The organism is Marinifilum sp. D714, from assembly GCF_030851345.1.
Classification (GTDB): Bacteria; Bacteroidota; Bacteroidia; order Bacteroidales; family Marinifilaceae; genus Marinifilum.
This window is the reverse complement of record NZ_JALPNU010000005.1, coordinates 234,678-255,087: the sequence shown is the minus strand read 5'-3', so window position 1 is coordinate 255,087 and position 20,410 is coordinate 234,678. Positions and strand designations below refer to the sequence as shown.

17 protein-coding genes, 1 tRNA gene and 1 CRISPR repeat array are annotated in these 20,410 nt (G+C 33.3%); of the genes, 7 read left to right on the top strand and 11 right to left on the bottom strand.

Annotated elements, in window-relative coordinates; genetic code table 11:
• Positions 1 to 495: 495 nt before the first annotated feature.
• The 5 genes from M0051_RS07915 to M0051_RS07895 all read right to left on the bottom strand — a co-directional run bounded on the left by M0051_RS07915 (position 496) and on the right by M0051_RS07895 (position 4,170).
• Entirely contained in the window at positions 496 to 1,737 is a 1,242-nt protein-coding gene (locus tag M0051_RS07915) for a DUF3570 domain-containing protein (protein WP_306740993.1), read from the bottom strand.
• Between the two features lie 38 nt (positions 1,738 to 1,775).
• Positions 1,776 to 2,000 carry a DUF4266 domain-containing protein gene (locus M0051_RS07910; protein WP_054722606.1) on the bottom strand — a complete coding sequence of 75 codons (225 nt, stop codon included), beginning with the start codon at positions 1,998 to 2,000 and terminating at the stop codon, positions 1,776 to 1,778.
• Positions 1,993 to 3,033 carry an FAD:protein FMN transferase gene (locus M0051_RS07905; protein ID WP_306740992.1) on the bottom strand — a complete coding sequence of 347 codons (1,041 nt, stop codon included), beginning with the start codon at positions 3,031 to 3,033 and terminating at the stop codon, positions 1,993 to 1,995. Before M0051_RS07905 ends, M0051_RS07910 begins: the two co-directional genes overlap by 8 nt.
• A 4-nt stretch (positions 3,034 to 3,037) precedes the next feature.
• Positions 3,038 to 3,475: a thioredoxin family protein gene (locus M0051_RS07900; RefSeq protein ID WP_306740991.1), complete on the bottom strand. Its 438-nt coding sequence runs from the start codon at positions 3,473 to 3,475 to the stop codon at positions 3,038 to 3,040.
• A 233-nt stretch (positions 3,476 to 3,708) separates the two neighbouring features.
• Positions 3,709 to 4,170, bottom strand: a complete 462-nt coding sequence (locus M0051_RS07895; protein WP_306740990.1) for a hypothetical protein — start codon at positions 4,168 to 4,170, stop codon at positions 3,709 to 3,711.
• A 142-nt stretch (positions 4,171 to 4,312) separates the two neighbouring features.
• Here M0051_RS07895 and M0051_RS07890 point away from each other — a divergent pair.
• From M0051_RS07890 to cas2, 7 genes are all read left to right on the top strand, one after another.
• Positions 4,313 to 4,396: transfer RNA gene (locus tag M0051_RS07890), tRNA-Leu, on the top strand.
• A gap of 289 nt (positions 4,397 to 4,685) precedes the next feature.
• Complete coding sequence (locus M0051_RS07885) at positions 4,686 to 5,918, top strand: site-specific integrase (RefSeq protein ID WP_306740989.1); 1,233 nt, start codon at positions 4,686 to 4,688, stop codon at positions 5,916 to 5,918.
• 313 nt (positions 5,919 to 6,231) lie between these two features.
• Positions 6,232 to 7,488 carry a M48 family metallopeptidase gene (locus tag M0051_RS07880; RefSeq protein ID WP_306740988.1) on the top strand — a complete coding sequence of 419 codons (1,257 nt, stop codon included), beginning with the start codon at positions 6,232 to 6,234 and terminating at the stop codon, positions 7,486 to 7,488.
• On the top strand, positions 7,488 to 9,734 hold the full coding sequence (locus tag M0051_RS07875) for an AAA family ATPase (RefSeq protein WP_306740987.1): 2,247 nt from the start codon (positions 7,488 to 7,490) through the stop codon (positions 9,732 to 9,734). Before M0051_RS07880 ends, M0051_RS07875 begins: the two co-directional genes overlap by 1 nt.
• Positions 9,735 to 9,754: 20 nt before the next feature.
• Positions 9,755 to 10,651 carry a CRISPR system precrRNA processing endoribonuclease RAMP protein Cas6 gene (locus tag M0051_RS07870; protein WP_306740986.1) on the top strand — a complete coding sequence of 299 codons (897 nt, stop codon included), beginning with the start codon at positions 9,755 to 9,757 and terminating at the stop codon, positions 10,649 to 10,651.
• 30 nt (positions 10,652 to 10,681) lie between these two features.
• Positions 10,682 to 12,961 (top strand): CRISPR-associated endonuclease Cas1, encoded by a 2,280-nt coding sequence (cas1, locus tag M0051_RS07865; RefSeq protein WP_306740985.1) that lies wholly within the window; start codon positions 10,682 to 10,684, stop codon positions 12,959 to 12,961.
• The gene (gene cas2, locus M0051_RS07860) at positions 12,955 to 13,239 is read left to right on the top strand and encodes a CRISPR-associated endonuclease Cas2 (protein ID WP_306740984.1); all 285 of its coding nucleotides are present in this window, start codon (positions 12,955 to 12,957) and stop codon (positions 13,237 to 13,239) included. The genes cas1 and cas2 overlap by 7 nt, the downstream gene beginning before the upstream one ends.
• Before the next feature lie 479 nt (positions 13,240 to 13,718).
• A CRISPR array of direct repeats spans positions 13,719 to 14,402; the repeat unit is 38 nt; unit sequence TGCCTTGAGGTATATTGAGCGTTACGGCGTATTGAGAC.
• Between the two features lie 73 nt (positions 14,403 to 14,475).
• Here cas2 and cmr6 read toward each other — a convergent pair.
• From cmr6 to M0051_RS07830, 6 genes are read right to left on the bottom strand one after another with little or no spacing between them, the layout of a single operon-like run.
• Entirely contained in the window at positions 14,476 to 15,300 is an 825-nt protein-coding gene (gene cmr6, locus M0051_RS07855; RefSeq protein ID WP_306740994.1) for a type III-B CRISPR module RAMP protein Cmr6, read from the bottom strand.
• Positions 15,290 to 15,634: a type III-B CRISPR module-associated protein Cmr5 gene (locus tag M0051_RS07850; RefSeq protein WP_268190457.1), complete on the bottom strand. Its 345-nt coding sequence runs from the start codon at positions 15,632 to 15,634 to the stop codon at positions 15,290 to 15,292. Before M0051_RS07850 ends, cmr6 begins: the two co-directional genes overlap by 11 nt.
• Before the next feature lie 12 nt (positions 15,635 to 15,646).
• Positions 15,647 to 16,435 carry a type III-B CRISPR module RAMP protein Cmr4 gene (cmr4, locus tag M0051_RS07845; RefSeq protein ID WP_306740983.1) on the bottom strand — a complete coding sequence of 263 codons (789 nt, stop codon included), beginning with the start codon at positions 16,433 to 16,435 and terminating at the stop codon, positions 15,647 to 15,649.
• 18 nt (positions 16,436 to 16,453) lie between these two features.
• Positions 16,454 to 17,632: a type III-B CRISPR module-associated Cmr3 family protein gene (locus M0051_RS07840; RefSeq protein ID WP_306740982.1), complete on the bottom strand. Its 1,179-nt coding sequence runs from the start codon at positions 17,630 to 17,632 to the stop codon at positions 16,454 to 16,456.
• On the bottom strand, positions 17,625 to 19,259 hold the full coding sequence (cas10, locus tag M0051_RS07835; RefSeq protein WP_306740981.1) for a type III-B CRISPR-associated protein Cas10/Cmr2: 1,635 nt from the start codon (positions 19,257 to 19,259) through the stop codon (positions 17,625 to 17,627). Before cas10 ends, M0051_RS07840 begins: the two co-directional genes overlap by 8 nt.
• The gene (locus tag M0051_RS07830) at positions 19,256 to 20,407 is read right to left on the bottom strand and encodes a hypothetical protein (RefSeq protein ID WP_268190461.1); all 1,152 of its coding nucleotides are present in this window, start codon (positions 20,405 to 20,407) and stop codon (positions 19,256 to 19,258) included. Before M0051_RS07830 ends, cas10 begins: the two co-directional genes overlap by 4 nt.
• Positions 20,408 to 20,410: the final 3 nt, after the last annotated feature.

Sequence of the window (20,410 nt, the reverse complement as noted above, 5' to 3'; positions counted from 1 at the left end):
CGTAGGTTTCGTGATCAGTCATCTTTGTGTTTCAATTTTACTCGTACAAAGATGTGTGTTTAGAAGTTTCCCCACAAGTTTTTTACTTGATCCTTGAAAACTTGTTAGGAGTATATGTTTTATTCATAAATTATATGATTCAAATAATACTTTTTTGGCAAAATGAACTCCTCAGTCAATTGAAGAGGTAGTTCTTTGAAAAAATGGGCTCTTCAGCCAATTGAGGAGATACTTTTTGGAAAAAATAAGTTCTTCAGCCAATTGAAGAGATGCTTTTTTGGAAAAATGAGCTCTTCAACCAATTGAGGAGATACTTTTTTGAAAAAATGAGTTCTTCAGCCAATTGAGGAGATGCTTTTTGAGAAAAATAAACGCTTCAATCAATAAAGGATAGGTAGCAGTGTAGATTTCAAGCCTGTTGTATGAAATAGGAAGGGAGTTATTTTTTATGCACAAAAAAAGACTCCCTTTCGGAAGTCTTTTTCGATATATCAATTAGAATGTAAATCCAAAATCAAGGCTTACTAGCATGGCATTTAAGCCATCGCTTCTATCGTAATAGGCTGCTCTTAACCCTATGCTTTTAAATTGTGCAACCTTTCCCTTTCTAAATGGAGATTTAAATTTCCCAATTCCCATAATAGGAGAATACTGAAATCCAATACCTACTTTATAACTATTAAAATCAGACAAGTCGTAATCTGATGTATAAAATTCAGGAGTGTTGGTAGCACTTGCTTGACCGAATTTATAAAAATCGTCAGCGGCAGTTTGAGTATGATACCTGAAAAAAGGTGAAACTATAAATGATTGAGAAACCATCATTGGTAATTCGATGCTAGCAGTATGTGCTGATATTCCCCAACTGTCGGTATAGAATCGGTAAAAAGTTTTTAAGCGTACAAAGTCACTTAAATAATAATTCCATCGCATTGAGATTGGAATTTTCAATCGACTGTCATCTAACATCTCAACATGACTCCTCGAACTCAATTCATTCTTGTCGTTTGCAAATGGTAATGCATCATCGAAAAACACCCTATGGAATGGAGTTGATAACAATCCGCTTTGAGACACTACTTCGGCCGAAAATAAAGCCTGTAAGCGCTTGTTGATTACCTGAGAGTAGGACAGACCAAGTTTTAAGGTTGTACGAACATCGTCTTTTAGCCATTCTGTTCCAGTCCTTAGCTCGGCAGGATAAATGCGATTCCACGTGTCATTCATGAATAAACCATCAATGGTCAGAGATCGGTTTTGGTCTTTTGAATTAAAAGTGTACGAACCGCCTGCATGAAAGGAGGTAACATCATATTCTACCGAAGCACCACCTAAAATACTGTATGCATTACCTGAATTAGCCAAAGTATGCGAATAAGCAGCATTAAAGTGAATTCTTGCATCCATGCTCGAAGCAGAAGATTTGTCAATCTCAAAATAATCAACATTATCGGTCGATGCTGATGAGTAAATATCTACTCCAAAGTTTAAGTCAAGTGCCGATAAAGAGTCAATAGGAACATGAACCACAAAGCTTGGTGCAATATTGTCCAGTTCTTCGGTCCCCATTCCACCAGTAACCGGAGAATGATCGCCGTCCTGTTCGTAATAGTTGAATAGGAAGTTCACCTCAGTATCCTTAAAATCTTCAGGCGATTTTTTTGTCTTTACCTTTTTGCGACTTTCTTCCTGTCTGTCGTCAATACTATTTTTATCGGTTTGAGAGAATCCTGTCATGCCAATTCCTAATAACAAAAACAGGCTTAATAGAGCTTTTAATTGCATCCGCAACCTCCTCCCGATTTTCCACCATTAGCACCTGCAGCACCTTCGCGGTACGCTTGGAAATTGGTTTCGTAAACCTCTAATTTCTTTGCTTGCAATGCCATTTCAGCATCGTTAAGATATGCTTTTTGATATGCCGCCACCGAAACACAACTGTTCATGGCAACTACAGCAAGCAATCCAAATAGCATTAATTTGATTTTTCTTTTACTCATTGAATTTTCCTATTTGAATTTGATGTGAGTTATTTTGATTATTTGTTTTGTGATATTCTAATTTTAAATTGGATGAAGTAAGCATTTCTTGATTGTCAGTAACCAAAATGCATTCAACTCCATTTAATTTGTTGATTAATTGTAAACCACTTTTAGCTCCTAAGACAAAAACAGAAGTAGCAAGTGCATCAGCCAATTCGGCATTCGGACAAATGATGGTAACACTGCTTAATCCACTTACGGGATAACCTGTTCTGGGATCAATAATGTGCGAATATCTTTTTCCATTGAAGCTTACAAATTTTTCATAGTTTCCCGAGGTTACTACTGCGGTTTCACCTATGCTCAGCCAAGAAAATATTTTGTCTTTTTCTTTGGGATTTGATATTCCAATTTTCCAATCCTTACCATCTTCATCTTTTCCCCAGGTGATTAAATCCCCCGAAGCATTTACCAAAGCACCATCTAATCCCATTTTCGACATCACTTCAAGTGCTTTATTTGCAGCATAGCCTTTACCGATTGCACCAAAGCCAATTTTCATCCCTTTCTTTTTGAGAAATACGCTTGTGTTCTCATTGACAAGTATAATGTCTTTATAGTTTATTTTCGATACAGATCTTGCTACATTGGCTGAGTCTGGCATTTGAATCATACTTCCGTCAAACTTCCATATTTTGTCCATTGATGCATAACTAATATCGAAGGCACCATGTGTTAAACCAGATATTTTTTTGCTTCTTCTTATCAAGTTGAATAATTCACGATCGACTTGAACAGGCTTAATGCCTGCATTACGAATGATGGCTGAAGTTTGAGAGTCGGAATCCCAGGAAGAAATTAATTTTTCAATTCGTTGTATTTCATTTATTCCAGCCTCTATTGCAGCATTTGCTCTTACAGCATCCTTTGTAACTGCTGTAATTTCGAATCGGGATCCCATCAACAGCAAGATCTTTTTATGCGATTTATGTTGTCCGTAAGTAATAAGACTGAGGACAAGGAAAAATGCCATTGTCAGTAATCTTCTCATTCCTTTAATTTAAGAATGATTTAATGTGATTTATGTATTGAGTAGGATTTAGCTTTTTGTAGCCGGTTTTTCCCAATACTTTTCCTTCTTTATTCAGAAGAACAATGGTAGGGAAATGCCCTTTGTTATTATACTTTTCGGCAAGCTGTTCGTTAACTTTAACTTGTTCTTTGCTGAGTTTGTTCTTCTTTGAACGAGGAAAATCTACATTTAAAATAACAAGTTTACTTTTGGCAAAATCTTTAAACTCATCTGTGTTTAAGATTGTCTTTTTTAATATGATACATGATTTACACCAGTCGGATCCAGAGAAATTCATGAGTACAAACTTGTTCTCTTTTTTTGCTTGTTCTAAAGCTTGGTTTAAATCTGTTTGCGCTTGAATTCTATTTGCAGTAAATAGTACAACAAATAGTAAAAACATTGATTTTGCAATATTCATTCCAGTTTCTATTTAGTTAAATATATTTTTATTCAAAACATAAATTTCTAAATCAAAACTAAAAAAAAAAAATCTTACAATGTCCAATAGTCGTGTTAAAAGATGTAAAAATCTAGATATTTGGACGTTTTTATGGGTTTCTTTATTTAAATTCGGATTCCATTATTGTGAAGTATGCTAAGTACTTCATTACCCAGCTGAGGTTTTACAGATCTCAGCATTTGATTGATTTTTTAATTCTCAATATCCGTTAATCCCAAGAGGATGTATGCTGAATTTCTATCTTCAGGCGCATCTTTAATTAATTCCAATAGAATATTTGTTCCAGAATGAAACTCTTTATTCGATAAAACTGAAAGGTTTACGAAAAATTGACTTGCTGTGCGAACGATTTGTCCGTCTGTTTCAACTTGAATAAAAGGAAACAAAGCCATAACAGCTTTGGGATTACTTTTTCTGATCACAGAACTTAGCGCAGTAAGAAGTTTAGTTCTTTCTTCGCTTGAAGTTTTAGTAATAAGATATTCAAACATGCGAAAAAGAACAGGAATAATATTTTTGTTGCGACTTTCGCCGTATAAAAAACATGTTCTAAAAGCCATTACTTGCAATTCATTCTTATCCAATTCATCCCATTTATCAGGTTGCAATGCGATTTTATCTAAATAGGAGTAGTCCTTCTTCTGATTAGCCATGTCGAAATTTTAATTTGCGCAAAGATACAAACATGAAAGTATTCTCCAATATGAAATCCAGCAGAATTAAATAGATGGATTTATTGGGATAGCATCAAAAATCTTTTGCAATTATTTCTTTTTTGTTAATTTTGCTTGCCTTGCCCAAGTGCTGGAATTGGTAGACAGGCATGGTTGAGGGCCATGTGTCCGATTGGGCGTGCGGGTTCGACTCCCGCCTTGGGCACTTTTATTAAGTACAATAGAAACTAAATGCGCTTATTTTCAATGAAATAAGCGCATTTTTGGTTTTTGAAAATGTCATTTAAAAGCATTTAAATGCATATTTAGGAGGGACCATTAAGGGACCACACCAAAATTTCACATTTTTGGTCCCTCCTATTTAACTAATTGATTATTAGTGTTGATTGATGTGAATTGGTCTCGTTTGATATTCTCTAAATGAAACATATTGCGTAATTTTTACATGCAAAATTGCATGTAATTGTGTGTTAAATTTAAATTTATCATTGATTATGAGAATGTTTGTGAGTTTTATTTTGAGAAAAAACAGAGGGAAAAAAGAAGGAATAGCCCCTGTTTATGTGCGTTTTACTATGAATGATCGTAGAGTTCAGTTGTCAACGGGAATAAGTGTTGATACATCAAAATGGGATCCAAAACAACAAAAATGTATTGGAAGAAGTAGAGAGGCTCAGGTTTTGAATAATAAAATTCTGAAAGTTAAAACGGATTTGTATGATATTTATAATCAGTTATCTGCTTTTGAGGAGGATTTTGATGTTGTGGATATTAAAAATAGAATGCTTAAGGTTGATGAAGGAAGATATATAGGCGTTGTAAGCGTTTTTGATTATTACCTGGATAGTATGAAAGATAAACTGCATAAAAGTTTTTCCATGGAAACTTATAAGCATTATAAGTCATCGAAAGGTAGAGTGGAAGAGTTTATTAAATCCGAATACAAAATCAATGATTTCCCAGTGGGAAAGATCAATTATAACTTTCTGGATAAGTTCGACCGTTACTTAAAATCAAAGTATAAAGTTCATCAAAATACCGCATGGAACTATCACAAGCATTTAAGGCGAATTTTAAATTTAGCCATATCCTTAGAGTATATGGAAAAGAATCCATATAGCAAGTATAAAGTTAGATTGGATCCTACCAATAGGGAATTCCTAACTTTAAACGAGCTTGCTAGGATAGAGAATAAAAAGTTTGCTCTTGAAAGACTTGATTTGGTGAAAAATATTTTTGTTTTTGCCTGTTATACAGGATTGTCGTATTCAGATATTTCCAAACTACACCATAGACATCTGGCCATCGGTGATGATGGAAATGAATGGTTGGTTATTGATAGAACCAAGACGAATACTAGATGTAGAATACCACTATTGCCAAAAGCTAAAGAAATTCTAGAATCATTTAAAGATTATCCGTCTATTTCCGGAACTGGGAGATTGCTTCCAGTTTTATCCAATCAGAGGTTGAATAGCTATTTGAAAGAAATTGCTGATGCATGCAAAATCGATAAAAATTTAAGCATGCATATGGCGCGTCATACTTTTGCAACTTCAGTGACTTTATCAAATGGAGTTCCTATTGAAACAGTATCAAAGATTTTAGGGCATACTTCTTTGAAAACAACTCAAATTTACGCCAAGATTTTAGATAAGAAGATCTCTGATGATATGAGTGATTTGCAGAAAAAATTAGAGGAGAAAAGGAAGTCTAAGGGTGTTTAAAAAAAGTATAGCGTATGGTAATCTGTTAATTAGATATAACTTAAGGGATTCAGATTTTTCTAAAATTCTTGTAAAAGCAACTAGGTTTTAGAATATATATCATTATCATATCAATAATTCATGTATAATTGCTAAATTAGAAATCCATTTGATTATCCAGATAGTTTGAAATTAATACTAGGATTTGTTTTGTTGGATTTCGTGATTTTATTTTGAACGAAGTAGGGATGGTTTTTGAGAGTTGTTTATTTGGATAATTGAACCGGGTTTTGAATAAAAATGATTATAACTTACGGTACCATTAACAAAAAAAATGAACTACGAAAAAATACGAATTCCTCTTGAAATTGCTTTAGGACAAGAGTTAAATGAACTGATACAGGGCGACATTATTGAACAAGTCATAAAAGAAGCTCAAATAGAGAAAATAGAGAACAACTGGAAGTACATCCTCGAAGGACACTCTTTTAAGTTAGGACTTCAAATGGCACCAGACTTATATAGCCTTTGTAGGAAGGTGCAGGAAGAATTGCAGTTTGATGAGCCTATTGACTTTTACATTACCAATTCTGCGGAACTCAATGCTTTTTCTTTAGCTCGTAGTCATGATGAAACCAATCATATCATTAATCTGAATTCAGCTTTGGTTGAAAAGTTTGATAATGATGAACTGCGATTTGTTGTAGGACATGAAATTGGTCATTTGATTAGTGGAAATACACGTATTGCGATGTTGGTGCAGTTCGTCTATCCTTCGGAATCCAATATGCCATTAATGCTCAGGCATAAGCTTAATTTATGGCATAAAGCTTCTGAGTTAACTGCTGATCGTTTTGGTTATTTGGTTTGTAGGAATGCAGAGAAGACATTGAGTAGTTTTTTTAAACTATCCTCAGGCTTATCATCGAAAAGAGTAATGTTTAATCCTGCTTTGTATAGTAAGGAGAATGAGAAAACTCTAGCTTTTTTTAAGGATAATGCCAGGGCTGATATTTTATCTCATCCAATAAACCCAATTCGGGTAAAAGCAATTGAACTGTTTGCAAAATCTCAAACTTATGCAGAAAAGGGACTGTTTGAGGGCGATGATGAAATTCTTAATTCAGGAATGGACGATCTGATTAAGATCTTGATCAAAACAGGAAGTTCTAATATTGATTATCATCGGAAAATATTCATTGCAAGTGCAGGAATTATACTGGCACAGGTTGATAATGTAATTAATGAGAATGAGTACAGGGAAATTATTACTGCTTTATCGGAGTTTAGCATGTTTCCTAAAGAGTTCTTGCTGGATATTGCTCAAAAGGATGTAGTCCGATTTTGCAATCAGGCCATTACAGAAATTTTGGAAATTAATCCTTCAGAAAAATATGCCTTGATCGATTTTATCATTCGAATTGCACTTTCGGATCATGATATTTTTAAAGGTGAATTGGATCTGATTTATCATTTTGGTGAAAATCTGCTGATGTCGAAAAAAGAGGTAGCCCAAATTATTGCCACAAGTATTCAGAAACAATATGTTCCCAATATTTTTAAACCATTAGAAAATACAAGTGAGAGATGATGGATGATTATTTTGAAGACATTGAAGAAGTAAATAATAGTTTTTGGTGTGGAGAAATAGAGGAAGCTCTGGGGACTTGTGAAGAATTATTGTACGAATGGGATAAGGAGTGGAAAATTCCGTATCTCAAATTAGTTTGTGAAAATGCTAATCGTTTGAATTTTAAATGTGTGTTTACAGGGAAGAGTTTTGATATGATCTTGGTAAGCAAAGATGGCAAGTATATTTTTCCTGTACATTTTTTACATGATGATTTAGATGATGATAAGCTTAAGGATGTAGTAATTGAGATTGCGTATGCTAACACCAATTATTATAGAGATATTAAAAAATATCAATCAAGTAATAACAAACAGGTTGTTAGGTCAATTGTGATTGGTTCCAAAAGCATGAAGTGGTATAAAGAGGAGTTTTCCGATTTTCGGGAGATATTTCGGGAAGCGCATTTTACTACTTTGAAAACATTTGACTTAAACCGTATTATGCCTGAAAAGAAAGAAGAAGAAGTAGATACTGGCTATGGAAGAACTTTATGGCGATTGGCAATGGGTTTAGAAGTTGATGAAGAAGAACTGAAGAGGGCTACTATTGATGTAATGGATATGGCTCCTCAATCCTACCTTTCTTTTGTGAAGAATACACAACAGGTAGCAGAAAGTCTTGCCAAACAGAAAGACTTCTTTTCCATGCGTTTGAATTGTGTTTTTGTTAACGACAAAAATATTGATACATACGAATTAACAAAGATGTTTGCATCAAGTTTTTTTGAGGATATAAATGTTTCAAAAATAGATTTTAGCAATTTGACTGATAAATGTGATTTGGAGGGGAAATTGTCGGATATGGAAAATTCAGTTGTGTTGATCGAAAATATGGACAAAAATGATAATAGAGATCAGCTGATTCAAGATCCATTTAAAAAGGAGGAGATGATTGAAAGTCTATGCAATCATATTATCGAACAATCCAATAATCTGTTTTTATTGTCACTAAGTGAACAAGGATGGGATCGTCTTTCTGCAATTTCACCAACATTAAGAATCTGTTTTCAAAATGTTTTCCATTTTGAAAGTGTTTCTGTTGATATGCTTGTGAAACATTTTGTTGAAGAAGTAAAAGCTTATGGTTTGGAAGTAAGTACAGAAGCACTTGCATTGGTTGTAAAGTACTTTGAGTACATGAAATCTTACTTAAGCACAAAAGATTTTAATGTTGGTGTTTCAACCATGTTGGCCGGCGAAGCTCGATATCATTATACCTTACGAATAACAACGAGTAATGAAGATGGAGACAATTTTATTAGTAAACAGGATCTACAGGAAAGCATAAAGGATGAATACACGGAAGACGATCAGAAGTCTTTGCCTGAAATTATGAAAAAACTAAATGATTTAACAGGTTTGCAATCCGTTAAGGAAAGTGTTACCTCTCTAACTAACCTGGTAAAGGTAAATCGCCTGAAAGGAAATAACAACGCCATTTCTTTGAATTCTATTTTTATGGGAAATCCGGGAACGGGAAAAACCACCTTGGCTTCCATTTTAGGAGAAATATACAAAACGATTGGGGTATTGTCTAAAGGGCATTTGGTAGCGGCAAGTCGCCAAAGTATAGTGGGACAATATATTGGTGATACCGAACAAAATATGAGACGTTTAATCAGACAAGCAAAAGGAGGAATTTTGTTTATTGATGAAGCCTACAGTTTGTACAAGCCCGATAGTCCGAGAGATTTTGGTACGGATGCCATTAATGTTTTGGTAGATGAAATGGAACAGATTAAGGATACAACTTGTGTGATATTGGCTGGTTATACCAACAATATGGAAGAATTCCTTACGGCCAATCCGGGACTGGCAAGTCGTTTCCCTCATATGATCAACTTTCCGGATTACTCTTCGGGCGAATTGCTGGAGATCTTCATCAACTTTATGCAGAAAGAATCCTTTAGCATGAGTGAAGATTGTATGACAATTGTTTCGGAATATTTTCAGACTCTGATAGAGGAAAAGGATATGAATTTTGGAAACGGTAGAGTGTGCAGAAACCTGTTTGAAAAATTAAAGCAGATTCATGCCAACCGAATGGTAAGAGAAAATGTAGAAGCCGGTGATGAACAGCTTTTAACATTTAACCAGGATGATATTGAGCGTTTGTTGAATGGATTCGAAATCAAGCCAAAAGATGTGATTGCAGCTAGTGTGGATCATCCTTTTATTGATAGTTCGTATTACATCAAGCGATAATCCAATAAGTGAAGAATTTTATGAATCAAGAATACAATAAACTCTTTTTTTACCAATATAAAATCGTACTAAAGCTTAGAACAGATCATTTTGAATTGCCAACATCGCCATTTGCATTTTTTCATGGCTTGTTTGGGCAGGTGCTCTACAATGTCAACGGACATGCTGGTACAAAACACATTCGCTGCAATAAAGAAAACTGTTCCTATTGCCAGCTTTTTAAACCTGTTTTGCCCGATGGCCATTTTTGGAAAGGCAAATACACCAATCCACCTATAGGATATGTACTATCGCCAGCATTAAATGAAAAAACAGAATACACAAAGGCCGAAAAAATGGAGTTTCATCTTGCCTTAATAGGATCGGCCAACAAGCACTTGCCCAATATTATTATGGCTTTTAGCCAGATGCACAAATATGCAGAACATTCGGTTGTAAGCAACTTTTTGTTGGAAAGTTTTGAAAGTGTATTGCCCAACAAGCAAGATACAGCTATGGACAATCGCTTTTCGCTGGAAAACATTTCGGCTATACCGGATTTAAACACTACAAAATTAAGAACCCACACACCGCTTCATTTACAGTCGGGAAAACATTTAATTGAAGAGAAGCTAGTGGAACAGCTGTTGCAGCAGGCACATACAAAGTATAATTTGCTGGCTCAATTTTATTGTGGTTCTCCTCTTTCGAAAATAGAAAATATGGCATTGCCTGAAATGAACTATGAGGTTCATATCCATCGTTTGGAAGTATGGAAAAACAAGCGATATGGCAAAAAAATAAAAGTTGATGCAATAGCAGGAGAGTTTACCAATTTAAGCGAAAATATATTGTCTTACACCGAACTGTTGGTTTTAATTCGCTATTTAGGCATTGGTAAATACAGTTCTTACGGCTTGGGAAAATTGAGTTGGTAGATTTTATTCTGATTTCATTGATTCTTGGAGATGGAGATTAATTATTATAAACAATTATGTAGTGTTGAAACCTTACAAGCGGCATGGCTTGAAGTAAAAACTAAAAATACAAGCGGAGGAATAGATGCAGTGTCTGTTAAAGAATTTGAACTGATTGCTCAGCAAAGATTAAATGAAATTTCAGCCAAATTAAAGGCAGAGAGCTATACACCATTACCTCTTCAAAAGATTAGTTTACAAAAGAAAGATGGCAGTAAACGTGAAATAGGTTTGTTATCGGTATCTGATAAAATTGTGCAACGTGCTGTTAAAAACTTATTGGAGCCTGTTTTTGAGAAAGATTTCTTAAACGTTAGTTATGCTTATCGAGCCAATAAAAGTACAGCAAAAGCTATTAAAAGATTACTTCATTACATTAGATATGAACATTATTCATGGTTTGCAATTGCTGATATTGATAGTTGTTTTGATGAAATTCCAACAGAAAAATTACTTAGTTTTCTCGAGCTTAAAGTAAAGGATAGAAAATTGACTCACTTAATTCGCTTGTGGTTGCAAATGGGAAAAGTGAATTATAAATATCGTTGGTTTGATACAAAAGGAGGTTTGCCACAAGGTGGGATACTTTCACCTTTGTTGGCTAATTTTTATTTAAACTGGCTCGACAGGTTTGTCACAAAAAAGGACAATATAGCCTATTTACGATATGCTGACGATATTATTATTTGTGCTCATTCTAAAAGAGCAGTTCAGCAAAAGTTACAAATGGTAAGTAGATACCTGGAAGAGAAACTGAAGTTGAAGTTAAATGATAAATCGCAACTTGTACATATAAAAAAGAGTTTTACTTTTCTTGGGGTAGAAATTAGAAATGGAATAGCTGTTTTATCAGAAGAAAAGGAGCAGGCTTTAATTAAAAGTTTGAATGAAAATTTTGGAATTTTAGAAAAGTTTCCGGCAAAAAAGTTTACAGAAACCTTAAATGGTATAAAATCTTATTATGCACAGGTTCTTGCTGATAAAGAGGTAGGAAAGTTAGATGACATGTTGATTAATTGCTTAAAGAATAAGTTAAGCGAGGCATTTTCAAAACGAGAAATAACATCAAAAATCAGTATTCGAAATTTTATACGATCAATACGTTTCTTTACTTCAGAAAATGAACTTTCTAAAACTCAACTGGCTGATGAAATTGCATTGTTTTGTACTACTATAGGAGTAAATAATAGTTCCCAGGAACAAAAAATTACAAAAACAGTACGAGCTCGCAAACGAGAATTTCAAAAAATGGAATCGGCAGCTATGGAATTGGTTGTTTCTACGCCAGGAGTTGTTCTGGGTAAAAAGCAAAATTCGGTAGTTGTTAAGAAAAAAGGTGAAACTATTAATGAAATTAATGTAGTTAATTTACGCTCCATTACAATTGCTTCTGCCGGAGTAGGATTTTCATCAAATCTGATTAAGTTTTGTGCTGATAAAAACATAGCTTTTAATTTTTTGAATTTTGATGGAAAGCCATATGCTTTAATAACAACTCCTAAATTTGCTCATGCCAGGAATGAACTGGTGCAATTAAATGCTCAGCAATCGGAATCTGGACTCGACTGGATAAAAGCAGTATTAATTGGTAAAATGAAGAATCAAGCCAATACGCTTAAGTTTTTTTCGAGACAACGAAAGGATAGTGATCCGGATTTTACCAAGCATTTACCAAAAACATTAGCAGGGATTAAAGAGTGTCAGGTGAGGTTGAAGAAAATTATAGCAGAGAAAGCCGTTGATGTACAAACCCAAATTATGACCATAGAAGCACGTGCATCGCATTTGTATTGGCAACAAGTAGGGCGTATTCTTGATGACTATATTTCATTTGAAAAACGAGAGCAAAAAGGGGCTATTGATCCTGTAAATTCCATGTTGAATTATGGATATGCTATTCTTTATTCTAAAATTTGGCATGCAGTTATAAATGTAAGAATGAATCCTTGTATTGGAATATTGCACTCTTCGGAAAATACCAATGCTGCATTTGTATACGATATGGTGGAAGAGTTTCGGTCGGCAATTGTAGATAGAGTAGTGATTAGTTTGATAAGTAAAGGTGAACACATTGAAATGACTGATAATTTATTGAGTGAGGAAACCAAACATCGTTTGCTCGAGAGGTTGTTGGAACGCTTCAATAGTGTTGAAAAATTTAGGAAAACAGAGAGAAGAGTAAATGAGATTATACATTATCAGGTTTATTGTACCCGACGTTTTTTTATGGACGAAATTCCAACTTATAAACCTTATATTAAAACATGGTAAATAAAAATATATATGTAGTTGCTTACGATACACCAAGTAATCGTAGAAGGTCAAGAATAAATAAATTGCTGCTTAGCTATGGTGGCACCCGTAAAAACAAAAGTGTGTTTGAATGTTTTACAACCTTAAGTAAATATAAAAAAATGAAGACCGATCTGGAAGGGATTGTAAGCCATAAAAAGGATATCTTATTGATTTACCCTGTGTGTAGAGAATGTTATCCAAAGGCAACATTTATTGGCTTACCTGGAATAAAACCTACGGTTATAAATGTGTAATTTGAATAGGAAAACACATTCAAACTTTTTTAAAACGCACTTAATGTTCATAAGGTTAGGTGTTTATGTGTGTGAAGTATGTTTTTGCATATAAAAAAGGATAAAAAAATTTTTTGAATATCTTCGCTTTATGTTTTATATGAAAAACACATTCAAAGATTTTTGTTTTTGATCGTTTTTGTGTGTTTGCAATTGTCTTATTATCAGTGTTTTTTGAATGTGTGGAAAATTTAATATTTGAATGTGCGATTTTTTTTCGATTACATTTTCTACATTCAAACTTTTTTTAAGTTGTATTTTACTGATAACAAGCATTGTAGTAAAAATAAGCTTGAAAAAACTCATTTTTGCACATGAAAAATAAATACATATTCAAAGATTTTTTGCAAATTGCTATAATACCTACAGGCAAAGGCATGTAAAAGGAATCTTTGAAAAAACAAAATGAAAAACAATATATAACAGGTTGATTTTGAATTAGCCTTGAGGTATATTGAGCGTTACGGCGTATTGAGACTTGAAATCTCATTTTCATTTACTTTTATAATTATGCCTTGAGGTATATTGAGCGTTACGGCGTATTGAGACTTCAAACTTTTTTAAAATATCCATAAATTTTATGCCTTGAGGTATATTGAGCGTTACGGCGTATTGAGACCAAAATAATTAATGTATAGATAATTCAACAAAATGCCTTGAGGTATATTGAGCGTTACGGCGTATTGAGACTATTATGAAAACAAAGTAGAATTTACCATTATTACTGCCTTGAGGTATATTGAGCGTTACGGCGTATTGAGACTTTTGTTCCATAATGATTTGTTTTAAGTTAATACTTGCCTTGAGGTATATTGAGCGTTACGGCGTATTGAGACTGGAAAAATTTCATTACATCGAAACTTTTATTGCCTTGAGGTATATTGAGCGTTACGGCGTATTGAGACTAACTATGAAACTTTATATATTAATAAAAATGAATGCCTTGAGGTATATTGAGCGTTACGGCGTATTGAGACAAATCCATATGGATTTATATATTTTACTCCATTTGTGCCTTGAGGTATATTGATCGCTACGGCGTATTGAGACACTAGACCTAAAAATACCCAAAATATATTCTTCATGTGCCTTGAGGTATATTGAGCGCTACGGCGTATTGTGTAGCAAGACCTTTATAAAAGAAAAGGGTTAGACTAAATTTAGTCTAACCCTTTTCTTTTGTAAGTTGATATGGTTTTATTCAAATTGGCCATAACCAAGATTGGTTTTGGCACCAAGGCCGAAATAAAGAATTATCTTTTCAAATAATATCTCTTTTTCCTTAGCTGATATCTTTCCATCGTGTAATTTAAAATTAAAACCCCATGTAACATTGGGTAATATTTTTAAAAACATCAAGGGGGTAGGATTCTTCAATGGGTCTTTGTGATGTGTAATGTAGTCATCACCAAATATTTCACCATTTTTGTTTCCTTTAATAATTTCAGCATTAAAAAAAGTGTCTCTTTTTGCTGTTGGTAACTTTTTCTCTTTGCCTTCTTCTTTTACTTTTCCTTCGAATATTTCCAATTCAATTTCATCTATTAAATTTTCAATTTCTGTCTGATTAAGGTTTTTTATTTTTTCAGAAGGTAAAATAGAAGCCATGTAATTGTATTTGGCTTCTTCAATTTTTTTTGCTCGTCTTTTTTGTACCAATTTATTTTTCGGATTCTTATAAATTTTACTTTGTCTGCCAGGAAAGGCATTACGCAAAGCTCCTTTTATCGAGGCTCCTGGAATTACCGGTAGTCCACTTGTATGATCAAAATAAAACCCAATTTTAAAACCATCTGCTCCTTTTAAATTATGTGTGTATCCAGTACCAAGGACCAAGCCAGGATATATGGTTTTTAATTGTAGTCCTTCGAATTCTTTCTTAGAAACTTTTGCGTTTAAAATTGCATCATGAGCTTTATTATTTTTACTTACACTATTGTTTTCACTATTGTAATAGTCATAATAAAACAGATAGCCATAATTTGGATAATTTGTATTTCCCATCTGTTGATTATTTTTCATCAAATGTACGAATGGCTAGTTTAATAGCTACGATCGCATTTTCGAATTGTTCGGTAGAAATTTCTTTGGCAATTACTTTTTCCAAAACAGTTTCATGCTTGTCAATAGAACTGTCAATAAATTGTCCAAGGGCTTTTATTACTTTCTCTTTTCCTTCGGTTGCAATGTAGGCCGCTACTGTTGCAGTTAAACCCGAACAACGAACCGATGCACCAATTGAAGAAATGTAAGATTTAGTGCTTTTTTCTACTTTGTTATCGTCATTTTCTATTGTTAAAACTCTTTTGACAATGTCAAATGCTTTTTTGTAATCATCACTGCTTAATTTTTTCATTTTCCTTTTCTTTTAAACAGATTTAAATTTACACTGTCCGTAACCTATTGAAGCATTGGCACCAATCTGAACCGAAGATTCTTCTATTTTGCTAAAAGTATCTTCAATTTTCTTATTAATTTCGTTTGTTTCTGTTCCATCAATAATATCTGTCCAGAATATGCTTTTCGAAGGAACTACTTCTTCGTACCATAGGTTTTTACTTTCTCCATTTTCAAGATAGTTTCTTGCTATTGCAGGCAGGTTATTGCAGTATTTTTTAAATTCTTTAAAAGGAAGTACAATAATTTTTGTGCCAAGCTGATCTTTTAATAATTTGGTAGTTTCTTCTGTAAATGGATCTTTTTCTTCAAAATCATTTTCTTCCAAATCTTCAATCTGGCTATTTTTTCTCTCGCCGCCAATTAAAACTGCTTTGTTGATATCCGGTACATTGGCATTGGTAAATTTGTTGAATACTTCGGGGCAAGTAGCCATATAGTATGGAGCGTCGTTAGCACGCAATGGAAAGGCAAGCAGATGGCTATCGTTAAAAATATAAGAACCAATATTTTGCTTGTTACTCTTTGTTTTTCTTGAGTTTGGGACACTGCCAAAAACTATGCTAAAAAAATCGTTGTTTATTTCGTTGTTGGCATCAAAGAATTCTTTCAATGCACCTTTTAAGCCCGATGCATGTATGGTTGGTAAATCGGTAACCGCATCGCGTTGTACCAGTCTGTCAATGGTTCCATAGTTAATATCTCCGCTGCCAACATGTAAATTGGTTAGACATTCAATGGTGTATCTTTTTTTATTCATGATTAGTGTATTGAAATGTTATTTTTCTGGCTTAATTATTTGAATATGGTTGTAACCAATTTGTTGAAAACATTCATTTTTAAATATTTCCAAAATGGTTTCATTTTCAGTTTTTGCATCAAAAAAGAAAACACTGCCTTTAGAAATTAGGTTTATATTTTTCGATTTGTAAAGACTACTTCCTTTGCTTTTACTCATGTTCACATAATCACTGGTTTCTTTAACTGTAGTGCTTATGCAACGAAAAGAGACGGTATTACTAATGTGAAAACATGACTTTTCTATTTGATTCAGATTTAAAAATGCATCGGATAGGAGTATCACTTTTTTGTAGATTTCAGGGGCTTTTGCAGTAATATAATAGGTGTTTTTGATTGAATTTGAAATGTCAGTTGTATCAATTTCTACAATATCCATTTTAAAGGTACTTTTTTCACCTCCAAGCTGAATGTAGCGCTCTTTTTGCGTATCAAGTATTGTATCGTTTAATTCGGCAAAAAAACTAAAACAGTAATTATCATCCAACTTGAACGTAACTTGCTTGTAAAAGCCTTTTTTGTTGTCGGCAGACTCTTCTTTATCAGCTCTGTATTTACCAATAGATTTTCGAATACCAACTTGTTCACAAGTAATGAACGGTCCGCTTTTTTTTGTTCTTATTCCATTTTCATCCTGTTCAAAATCAAATTTCATGAAGTTGTTGTCTTTTTTTTCGTCCTTTTTGGGATTTTGAACTTTGCGAGCCAGTAGGGGAGTAAAGCCTATTTTGGGATCGTAATTTTCGAGTAAAAAGTGATTTGCATTTTTCTTTAATGTGTTTGGTATCAAAACATCCTTGTTGTTTAACTGCGACTCGTCGTTAGGTTTTACAAACCAATTAATTCCATGCTTATAATCTTCAATAAAAACCGGATAAATGTTTTTTATGATTCCAAAATCTCCTCGTTTTTTTTCATTGACAAAACTTTGGGCTCCAATTAGGTTAATTGCTCCTACCTTATCTGTTATTTTATTGTTTTTAAAAACTTCAGGAGAGGATTTTAACAATTCGTAGCGCAACATACCTAGCAAAGAAGTTTGCTGAGGGAAATAGTTAGAACGAACAAAGTAGTTCTGATTATTATCGCCAAAAGTATTTTCATTCCCAAAGAAAAAAGATCCTTGTGGAATGAGCTGTATTTTATATAGTTTACTCATCGGTATCCTTTCTGATTAAAAATTTAATAAATCGAAGTGCTGCATAAACCATTTTCATAGCATTGGCAGGAGTTTGAATTTTGAATGCACTTACTGTTAGGTTGATAATGCCGGTAGTTAAATCTTCGTAAATCGTATGAATGTCGTTATTGAACTCTGAATTAAAAGTAAATTGTAACCTTTGTCTGAATTTTTCAGAGTCTTTGTTCTCATTTTCGTAAATGGCAATAATACGATCGGTATTGTCGTAAATTTTTTTAATTACCGACATTAAGAAATTATTATCATCGTTTTGTTGGGTATAAATCGACATTAAATAACAGAAGATGTTGTAAGCTTCGGTGTTTTTCTTAAATATGGTATCGAAATATTGTCCGCTATGTTTTAATACTCTTAATGCAACAGCATTTTTACCCTCGGTTTTTTTCGCTTTTTCAAACAGTTGGGATGTAGCTTCTGAAAGTGCCTCTTGTAAAGGAAATTTATAATAGCTTATCGAAACGCCAAATGATAAAGTTGGTTTTACATTGATGCTTGTTCCTTCTTTAATTATATTTTGTTCTGGTAATCTTTGTTGAAAATCAGTCGATAAAGTATTGATTAGGTCGAAAATATTCTGGTAGTTGTTATTTTCTTTTTGTGAACCCACTACCGGAGCCATAAATAACAAATCGTCACCGCCTGCATAAATACATTCTCCACCGTACTTGCTTATTTTTTCAACCGATTGCTTGGCAAACTCAAAGAGGTTTTTCGATAAGTCGGCTATTTCTATTTTTGATTTTTCAACTTCACCATTTTCAAATGATCTTATTAATTCACCAACGCTATCGCCATCAGCTTGCACTATGGCCACGTATTTGTGATAGGTTCTAAAATCATTTTTGGTATTGTCGTGCCCTTTAAAAATATCGTAAAATAAATTTTCTCTTGTCTCTTCTTTTTTTTGGTTTAATTTTTCGTAAAGATCCTTTTGTGCAATTTCCCAAACATCAGAATTTATGGTTCGAAATTGTGCACTTGCCAATTCTGGTATCGAAGGGAAGCACTTTCCTCTTATATTGCCATCTTTTATTACCTCTCTTGAAAATGCTTCTTCGGTTAAAAATGAGTTGGTAATCTTGTTTAAAAAAGTAGAAATGTAATTTTGCGAGTCGTTTTCAACTAACTTACACTGTAGTTCGGCTGTATCTAAATAATTCTGAATAGAGATTACAGGTAGAATATCATTGTACTCTTTAGTTATGTGTTCTATTCTAAAATATTGATTTAAATACTTTGCAACCTTGTCTTCATCTTCTTTTATTTTATTAGTAATTCGCTCAGCAAGGGTCGTTAATAATTCAGTTTTAATTTCTTCCAAACTTCCTTCGGGCAAATTATCTTCAAATATAATACGATCAGGAAATAGACCTGCACCAATTTGTGGTTTGTAGAAATCTGTGATCTCATCTTTAGGTACATATGGTACAATAAAGCTACACTTATTGTCCTTAATTCTAATTTGCTGAATGAGTTCTTTGCAAATGTAACTAAGCAAATAGCTTGCGCCCCATAGCTCACGGGTTTTACGTGCTAACTGTAGTGTTTTTAAAGTGGGGCCTATGGTTATTGCTGTGTATTTCATACTAGTTTTTTGTAGTTTAGCTTGTTGTTAACCAGCGCTTTGTTCATGAATTCATCCAAATTGAATTCATGAAAAGATGGGAGCTTTAGGATTCCTGATAGTTTAAATTCACTTAAGAGTTGTTTATTTGATCCATTCCCTTGGTATTCTTTTACGTTAAATGAGAAGCCCTCAGTATCGTTTATTAGCTCTTGTGGAAGTTTATTTACAATGAGGTATATTTTCCCATCATATACTTTAAATGTAACAGGAGATTTAAACCTTTCAATGTTTTCATGCTTTACTTCTACATGAAATAATCGATTATTTGTTGCCTTAAATTCATAATGCTCAGCAAGACCTAACATTGCTCTTCCAAACCTAAAAATCTCATCATTGGTATCATACAATACTTTATTTTGATATTTTCGGTTCTCATATTTACTCATTAGGAAAATCTTTTCATTTCGTTTGCTCAAATGTTCCATTAATTTTCTTTTAATAAATGGTTTATCCCATTTAAGTCCTTTGTCGTTAAAATGATAGAATAATTGTGATTTTTCATATCCGTGAAAGTTCTTTCCACTTTTTATTAAACTCCAATCTCTACTAATTACATTTTTGTAGAAATAATCGTCTAATTGAGTATCTGATTTTAGATTATACTCATCACCATTATTATTATAGTTTTTGACATATACATCAAGTTTGCAGTTTTTTAGGATATCTGTAATGTTTGAATCTTCCACAGAATAACAACCATAACCTTTACTTTGCCTTTTGCCAAAATTGTGTAAAACAAAGAATTGACGGATTTTCTTTTCGATCATTTCCTTAAGAGGGAAAAAGAAGGTTTGTATAATTATCCGATTATCATTGATATTGTTGTATGAGCTTATAGCATCTTCTTTGTCTTTTGGAGTATAAGCAATTACTTTATGTGTTTTTTTATTAATCAGAGGAATTATTTTTACTTTATAATCCAAAGCCCCCTGTTGCCCAGGAATAAGCCATTCTTCATAATCGGTGCCTTCTTGTTTAAATTTCTCAATTAAGAATTTATCCAGTTTGGGTTTTAGTTCTGTAGCCCGTAATGTAGCTCCATCCTGTGTCGGCTGGAAGTGAATAATAGGGGTATGCTGTTTTAGTGTAAAGCTTAGTTTATGCATGGT

Coding starts and splice junctions, on each gene's coding strand:
- M0051_RS07895 (WP_306740990.1), bottom strand. CDS start 4,170: ATGGCTAATCAGAAGAAGGACTACTCCTATTTAGATAAAATCGCATTG.
- cmr6 (WP_306740994.1), bottom strand. CDS start 15,300: ATGAAAAATAATCAACAGATGGGAAATACAAATTATCCAAATTATGGC.
- cas2 (WP_306740984.1), top strand. CDS start 12,955: ATGGTAAATAAAAATATATATGTAGTTGCTTACGATACACCAAGTAAT.
- M0051_RS07880 (WP_306740988.1), top strand. CDS start 6,232: ATGAACTACGAAAAAATACGAATTCCTCTTGAAATTGCTTTAGGACAA.
- cmr4 (WP_306740983.1), bottom strand. CDS start 16,435: ATGAATAAAAAAAGATACACCATTGAATGTCTAACCAATTTACATGTT.
- M0051_RS07910 (WP_054722606.1), bottom strand. CDS start 2,000: ATGAGTAAAAGAAAAATCAAATTAATGCTATTTGGATTGCTTGCTGTA.
- M0051_RS07885 (WP_306740989.1), top strand. CDS start 4,686: ATGAGAATGTTTGTGAGTTTTATTTTGAGAAAAAACAGAGGGAAAAAA.
- M0051_RS07875 (WP_306740987.1), top strand. CDS start 7,488: ATGGATGATTATTTTGAAGACATTGAAGAAGTAAATAATAGTTTTTGG.
- M0051_RS07915 (WP_306740993.1), bottom strand. CDS start 1,737: ATGACAGGATTCTCTCAAACCGATAAAAATAGTATTGACGACAGACAG.
- cas1 (WP_306740985.1), top strand. CDS start 10,682: ATGGAGATTAATTATTATAAACAATTATGTAGTGTTGAAACCTTACAA.
- M0051_RS07870 (WP_306740986.1), top strand. CDS start 9,755: ATGAATCAAGAATACAATAAACTCTTTTTTTACCAATATAAAATCGTA.
- M0051_RS07900 (WP_306740991.1), bottom strand. CDS start 3,475: ATGAATATTGCAAAATCAATGTTTTTACTATTTGTTGTACTATTTACT.
- M0051_RS07905 (WP_306740992.1), bottom strand. CDS start 3,033: ATGAGAAGATTACTGACAATGGCATTTTTCCTTGTCCTCAGTCTTATT.
- cas10 (WP_306740981.1), bottom strand. CDS start 19,259: ATGAAATACACAGCAATAACCATAGGCCCCACTTTAAAAACACTACAG.
- M0051_RS07850 (WP_268190457.1), bottom strand. CDS start 15,634: ATGAAAAAATTAAGCAGTGATGATTACAAAAAAGCATTTGACATTGTC.
- M0051_RS07840 (WP_306740982.1), bottom strand. CDS start 17,632: ATGAGTAAACTATATAAAATACAGCTCATTCCACAAGGATCTTTTTTC.
- M0051_RS07830 (WP_268190461.1), bottom strand. CDS start 20,407: ATGCATAAACTAAGCTTTACACTAAAACAGCATACCCCTATTATTCAC.